Origin of the sequence: Chryseobacterium sp. C2(2020), from assembly GCF_014218915.1 — a bacterium.
Classification (GTDB): domain Bacteria; phylum Bacteroidota; class Bacteroidia; order Flavobacteriales; family Weeksellaceae; genus Chryseobacterium; species Chryseobacterium mucoviscidosis.
Genome location: NZ_JACLCT010000073.1, coordinates 1 through 5,885, shown reverse-complemented (window position 1 = coordinate 5,885; position 5,885 = coordinate 1). Strand labels below are relative to the sequence as shown.

The 5,885-nt window shown below is 33.8% G+C and carries 4 protein-coding genes and 2 pseudogenes; 1 reads left to right on the top strand and 5 read right to left on the bottom strand.

Features of this window, described 5'->3' with window-relative positions:
* The 5 genes and pseudogenes from H6W52_RS20735 to H6W52_RS20715 form a co-directional block, all read right to left on the bottom strand.
* A pseudogene (locus tag H6W52_RS20735) lies at nt 1-191 on the bottom strand (hypothetical protein); the annotation flags it as partial.
* Nucleotides 192-217: 26 nt separating this feature from the next.
* Nucleotides 218-1,531 (bottom strand): ATP-binding protein, encoded by a 1,314-nt coding sequence (locus H6W52_RS20730; RefSeq protein WP_157967293.1) that lies wholly within the window; start codon nt 1,529-1,531, stop codon nt 218-220.
* A gap of 184 nt (nt 1,532-1,715) precedes the next feature.
* Nucleotides 1,716-2,312: a hypothetical protein gene (locus H6W52_RS20725; protein WP_116100149.1), complete on the bottom strand. Its 597-nt coding sequence runs from the start codon at nt 2,310-2,312 to the stop codon at nt 1,716-1,718.
* The gene (locus H6W52_RS20720) at nt 2,312-3,181 is read right to left on the bottom strand and encodes a hypothetical protein (protein ID WP_116100148.1); all 870 of its coding nucleotides are present in this window, start codon (nt 3,179-3,181) and stop codon (nt 2,312-2,314) included. Before H6W52_RS20720 ends, H6W52_RS20725 begins: the two co-directional genes overlap by 1 nt.
* Nucleotides 3,182-3,259: 78 nt before the next feature.
* On the bottom strand, nt 3,260-5,131 hold the full coding sequence (locus tag H6W52_RS20715) for a hypothetical protein (protein WP_116100147.1): 1,872 nt from the start codon (nt 5,129-5,131) through the stop codon (nt 3,260-3,262).
* A 350-nt stretch (nt 5,132-5,481) separates the two neighbouring features.
* Between H6W52_RS20715 and H6W52_RS20710 the strand changes: the two are divergent.
* Nucleotides 5,482-5,885, top strand: a pseudogene (locus tag H6W52_RS20710) (transposase); the annotation flags it as partial.

Here is a 5,885-nt window from a genome sequence, read left to right as displayed (position 1 = left end):
CTGATGTCTTCTAAAAAAAGCATATATCTTCCGGGTTGATATTCGCCGTAGGAAAATAAATAAATCAGATCATTTTTTACCAGTTCTGATTCCTGCTTTTTTTCTTCATAATTAGTGATCAATTTATTTTTAGTTCTACAGCCAGACACGATGCTCATTAAGGCAATCAGCAGTAAATGTTTTGCATTCATGATGTTGGTATTTAAAGTTCAAATTTTTAAGAGAATATTTTATCCTCTTTTAAATATTCTTTCCTGATACTTTCAAGCAGCATCTCTGAATTTGCTCTGTAACCGGATTCTTCCGACGAAATTACTTTCAGACAAACATCCTGAATGATGTTCATGATATTAGAACCCGTAAGTTCATATCTTCTGGAAACCTGCTCCAGATTAATATCTCCAAGATCTAATTGCTGCGGTAGATTATGCTGCCAGATGCGCAGACGTTCTTCATATCCAGGATTATTGAATTTTATACAGCTATGGAAACGTCTCGTAAAGGCTTTATCCATATTATTTTTAAAATTGGAAGCCAGAATAATAAGTCCTGAAAAAGTTTCTATTCTCTGTAACAGATAAGAAACTTCCTGATTGGCATATTTGTCATGCGCATCACGAACACTGGTTCTTTTCCCGAAAATAGCATCTGCCTCATCAAAAAACAGGATCCAGTTTTTGTTCTCCGCTTTATCAAATAATTTGGCGAGCTGTTTTTCTGTTTCACCAATATATTTGGAAACGAGCATGGAAACATCCACTCTGAAAACAGGTCTTTTCGTATATTTCCCTAAAAGACTTGCAGCAAGGGTTTTTCCGGTTCCCGGATCTCCGTAAAACAGTACTCTGAAACCCGGTTTAAGTTTTTTCTGCATTCCCCAATCTTCCATAAGAATTCTGCTGCTGTTGTACCACGCTTCAATCCCCTGAAGTTCTTCGAGTGTAGTCTGAGGTAGTATTAAATCTGCCCATGTTCTTTCTGTATGAAGCTGCTCCGCAGGAAAATCATTGCTCATTTTCGGAAGAAGCTCCATGCCGAACATCAAGACTTCAAAAGCATCCTGAGGAACGCTCAACAGACTGTTTACCGAAAAATTTTCCTTTGAAGAGCCTGAAAAAACAAGAAGTTCTTCTTTTACTAATAATGAAGTCTGGGCAAAGTAGTCCAGTGCTTTTAATCGTTCGGAAATACTTTCTCCGCCGAGAATATACTGAACAGCCTGAACTGTAGGATTAAAAAGTCTGCCGTTGTCGTTAACCGAACAGAAATCAAATAACGGACTGGACGGAAATTCAAGATAAACTCTTTTCAGTAAAGCAGGTTCCAGTCTTGGCAGCAAAGCCATTAAAAGAATAACAATTTCCTGATGGGTAAGCTGTTTTTCTGAAATATAGTTTCCAAGATGAATGTTTTTGTAATCTTCCGGATTAAATTCCGGAACTGCGCTGAAATCTTCTTCCGGATGATTAACACGCCAAGTGATAACGTTTTCTAAATAATTGAATAAATTTTGTAATTGTGTTGGTTGCATTTTTGTCATTTTAAACCTCAAAATTCACCTTTTTCAGGGAGAAATCCTTGCTTTTTGGATGACAGTTTCTGTAGTTGCAGCAGAGTGGCAATTCGTATTTTAAAATTGTTTGAGTTGATTTTAAAAGACTTAGATTATAAAAATCTAAGCCTAAAATTCTACAATTGATATAATGGTTTTTACGTTATGAAATTTGATCCAATAATGACTCTTTAATGGTAGTTCCGGTAGGTAAAATATGATTAAGAATCCCTGCGATTTCCTCATTGTTTTCATTAAGAACCGCGTCTTTTAATTCCTCTGTTCCGTTTTCGATGAAACTGTTTAAAAGATTTTTTGTAATTCCGGATTGCTGATAATTTGAGTAATAGCTGAAAAGGGAATCAATATGTTGTTTTACGCCTAATCTTATGCCGGATTCTTTAAGATAGTCAATAATTCGCTTGCGTCTTTTAATAACCAATTCTGCACTTTCTGAAACAGAAAGAGGTACATACACACGTTTAATAAGCACAGGATTTTCATAGATATCGAACCATTTAATGAGGATATTTAACCCTTTTAAAAATCCGTTTTCATCCAGCTCATCTGAAAAGATTTTCTGAATTGCCAGATTCGTCTGTTCCTTGTCTAAATAGTAACCGGCAACGGCTTTTCTTCCTTTTTCATAAGTAGGTTCCCCTTTAACGATTCCATTCAGAATGGTGATATCTTTTGCCATTAGTTCAAAAGGCGTAAGATCTTTAAGATGCTGGTTTTGTTCAAATATTTTTAATTTCATTAGTCTTGATTTTGATAATTACATTCAATTCTTATATTTCTGATTCCCATTGCCACATCACCACCCCAACCATTTTCATTATTTTCTCCTGCATACAAGTATCCCGTCATTATAAGCTGATTATTGTCTACATTGTAAACTTTACATTCAATATGTTGATTAATTTCTTTGAGATCAGCTTTATAGAAAAAATAAAGATTATCCCATAAATTATAGTGATTAGTAACACTGTCTCCATTTGAAAACAAACTTCCCCAATAAGTTGCATGAGCTCTATACATAATATTTACATTAGTATTATTAATAAATTTGATATTGGTATTAATGATGTTTATTTTCTGACCAAAATCTATTTTGGAGAACGTCAAAATAATTTTGTCATTAAAAGTTCCTAAATCAAATCCTTCAGGTAATACCGGCAAATTCTTTCCTATAATTCTTTCCACAGTGAAGCTAGAATTAGAGTTAGGATTAATCTGGTAATTGAAATAATAGTATTCTGTTTCGGCAAGTTCATCTAACTGAAACTTTTTTATTTTAACTGAGTAAGGAGCAGTACCAAAAAAGTACTTTCTTTGTTCCTGATAATTATTCGTTTTACTAACATCAATTAGTTGCTCTCCTTCATCTTGAGAATTAACTGTTAGCAAAATTTTTTCTTTTCCGAAATTGTATCCATGATATGCTAAATATGCGTTATCAATTGATGCCAAACTATTAGCTAAAATTACCGCTTCTTTATTTGTCGGGGTATCTTCTCTATGTTTAAATGCATCAATTAATTCTGCAAACTGGCTTTGAGTAGGATATTTATTTTTTTCAAAGTAGATTTTTAGCTGCTCTCTGGTAGCTAATTTATTCTTTTCCATAATTTTTTAATGTTTTTATATTTTGGCTTGCCAAAATGATATTTTCAGTTTTGTGAAAGTATTTTATTATCTATATTCTTAAGGTTCGATCCAGTATTTTCCAAAATCAGTACTACAAATATTAAGATTAGAGTATGAACCTCTTTTAATAGAACATAGAGGTTTCATTGTACCTACTCCAGTAATATCTGTATTCATTGTCTTAACATCACTACCACTTCTAACAGTAATGTTTAATATATTGCCTACTTTTGTAAAGATGATTGTATTATTTACACTTCTGGCGATTGTATTGTAATTTTGATTATATACTGCAGGAGTAAAATTTATTGAGTTATGATATCCATTCCAATTAACACCTGTCGTAAAATAGGATATGAAACTGTCAATAATACCTACATTAAAAGTTGCATCAGAAGAAGCCATACCTATTATTCCTCTGTTTCCCTCATATGTTTCATTTCCAACGTTACCCCCTATAACAAAAACCCAATTTTTATTAGATGGTAAAATCAAATTAGGATAAGCACAAGCCATTATTTCATCAGCCGAAAATGTACTAAAATTACTATTATTGGTTTTTAGAACTATTCCGCCATTTGCAGACAAAGTTGATGCTGTATTATTAGAAGCATTTATTAAATTCCAATCGTCTACCGTTAAATGTGTAAATTTTAAATTCCCTATATTCATAATAAATTCATTTAAATCCTTTACATTGGTATCTAATGCGGTAGGACTGTTTGTATAAGTGTGAACTATATTTAAAGTTTGTGATGATGGTGTAACAGGGTTAGGTAAAGTATCCGGTATGGTTACAACCAGAGCATCACCTTCTACAACCTGTTTTGTATTTGAGTCTATTCTTAAAACTTTGGGATGGTCTTTGTAATCACTGCCTACATCCTTCAGTCCTTTCAAAAAATAAGCATTTCCTAAAGTATTCCATGTAAAATCCGCATTCTGAGTGAAAGTTCTTGCCTGAGTATTGGTAAGATCTGCGGTAGCAATATTACTTCCCAAAGTTCCCCATGAACTTCCGTTCCAGAGATAATATCCGGCTGTGCCATCAGTCTGATAAACAACAGCTCCCGCCTGAATAGTTCCTAAAGAAATCGCAAGCCTTTGAGCCTGAGTCATTCTTGGAGCGATAAGCGCTGCTTTAGAAGAAGAATCAACAGACCAGATAATATTATTGTAGTTATTACTTCCAATTCCCGAACTGGTTCCGTTATCCTGTAATAGGCTGTTGATAAATGTTGAGCCGTTCCATCTTCCGAGATAATTCGCTCCCATGGAAGGTTTATCAAATTTATTATTAAATGTATTCCAGTCTGTATTACTCAGATAACCTGAAGTATTCGTATTAGACTGAGATATGCTTAATGTTCTGTCAGACGATAAATTGCCTCCTCCCTGTAACGGAGAAACAGTATTGATAGCTACTGTTTTTTCTGCTTTAGCATCTAATGCGGTTTGCAATCCTCCAATGTTAGAAACTGCAAACATCACATTAGACAATACGTTTCCTTTGCTGTCTTTTAACTGTAAAATGTTGGAATTTAAAGCCAGTTGCGTACCTACATTATTCACAAAATCCGAAACCGGAATGCTGTCTAAAAGCTCATTGTCTGCATTATAAAGTTCTAATGAGGCTGTAGCCGTATTATATCTTAAATCTGTCCCTTCATTATCCAGAGACTGCAAAGAAATTTCCGACAATACATTTCCCTGAGCATCTGTTAATGACAATTTTTTGCTGGTAGGTGACCACAGAAGATCAAAGTCTAACGACAGATTTTCTAACCCTTCGATTTTTTCTTTAGGAATACTTTCCTTTTTATGCCAGTAAGAATCTAAAAATTCTGAGAATTGGGCTTCGGTAGGTTTCTTTCCGGTCTCAAAATAGAATTTTAGAATTTCTTTTGTAGTTGATTCATTTTTTTCCATACTTAATTTTTTAACTTTTTTAAGTTTTTAGCACAGCTGATTTGGATCCAATAGTATCTGTATTTGAGGGTTCAAAATTCCTTATTTTTTTCTTCTTATTAAAGTTTTTAGCCTCCTGCATTCTGTAGTTGCAGTAAGTCGTAAATTTTGTATAGCTTAAGAAGCTTTTATTTGACTGTGGGAAATTTTACTTTTTTTTCAAAAGAAAAAATAAGACGCTCATATTAATAGATGAAAAAGTATCCGAAAGGAAAACGAACATGAAAACTTTTATCGAGCTATCAAAAATTAAAAAGAAGAAAAATTAGAAATGAGAAACTCGGGTGTAAAAAAAGAAACTGCCTCATTTTTGGAGATATCTTTTGCTGAAAAGCATTTACACGGTTTCTGATGTGGATGTGGTGGAGCGTTCTCGCTACGATATGTCGTTTAAGTATTTTTTGGAAATGACACCTGAAGAAGAAGTTATTAATCCAAGCTCGCTTACAAAATTCAGAAAACTGCGTCTGAAAGACACCGATCTGCTGAATCTTTTGATCGGTAAAACCGTAACGATTGCGATTGAAAAAGGGATTATCAAATCCAAATCCATTATTGTAGATGCCACACACACTTTTTCCAGAAGCAACCCTTTTTCTACGATTGAAGTATTGAGAGAACGCTCTAAGCTACTTCGAAAAGCCGTTTATCAGTTTGATGAAGCGTTTAAAAGCAAAATGCCTTCAAAAAACACGGATAATGATTTGACTAAAGA

What these genes read in the sequence shown, in the direction of transcription:
- H6W52_RS20730 (WP_157967293.1), bottom strand. Translation starts at nt 1,531, where the DNA reads ATGCAACCAACACAATTACAAAATTTATTCAATTATTTAGAAAACGTT.
- H6W52_RS20715 (WP_116100147.1), bottom strand. Translation starts at nt 5,131, where the DNA reads ATGGAAAAAAATGAATCAACTACAAAAGAAATTCTAAAATTCTATTTT.
- H6W52_RS20725 (WP_116100149.1), bottom strand. Translation starts at nt 2,312, where the DNA reads ATGAAATTAAAAATATTTGAACAAAACCAGCATCTTAAAGATCTTACG.
- H6W52_RS20720 (WP_116100148.1), bottom strand. Translation starts at nt 3,181, where the DNA reads ATGGAAAAGAATAAATTAGCTACCAGAGAGCAGCTAAAAATCTACTTT.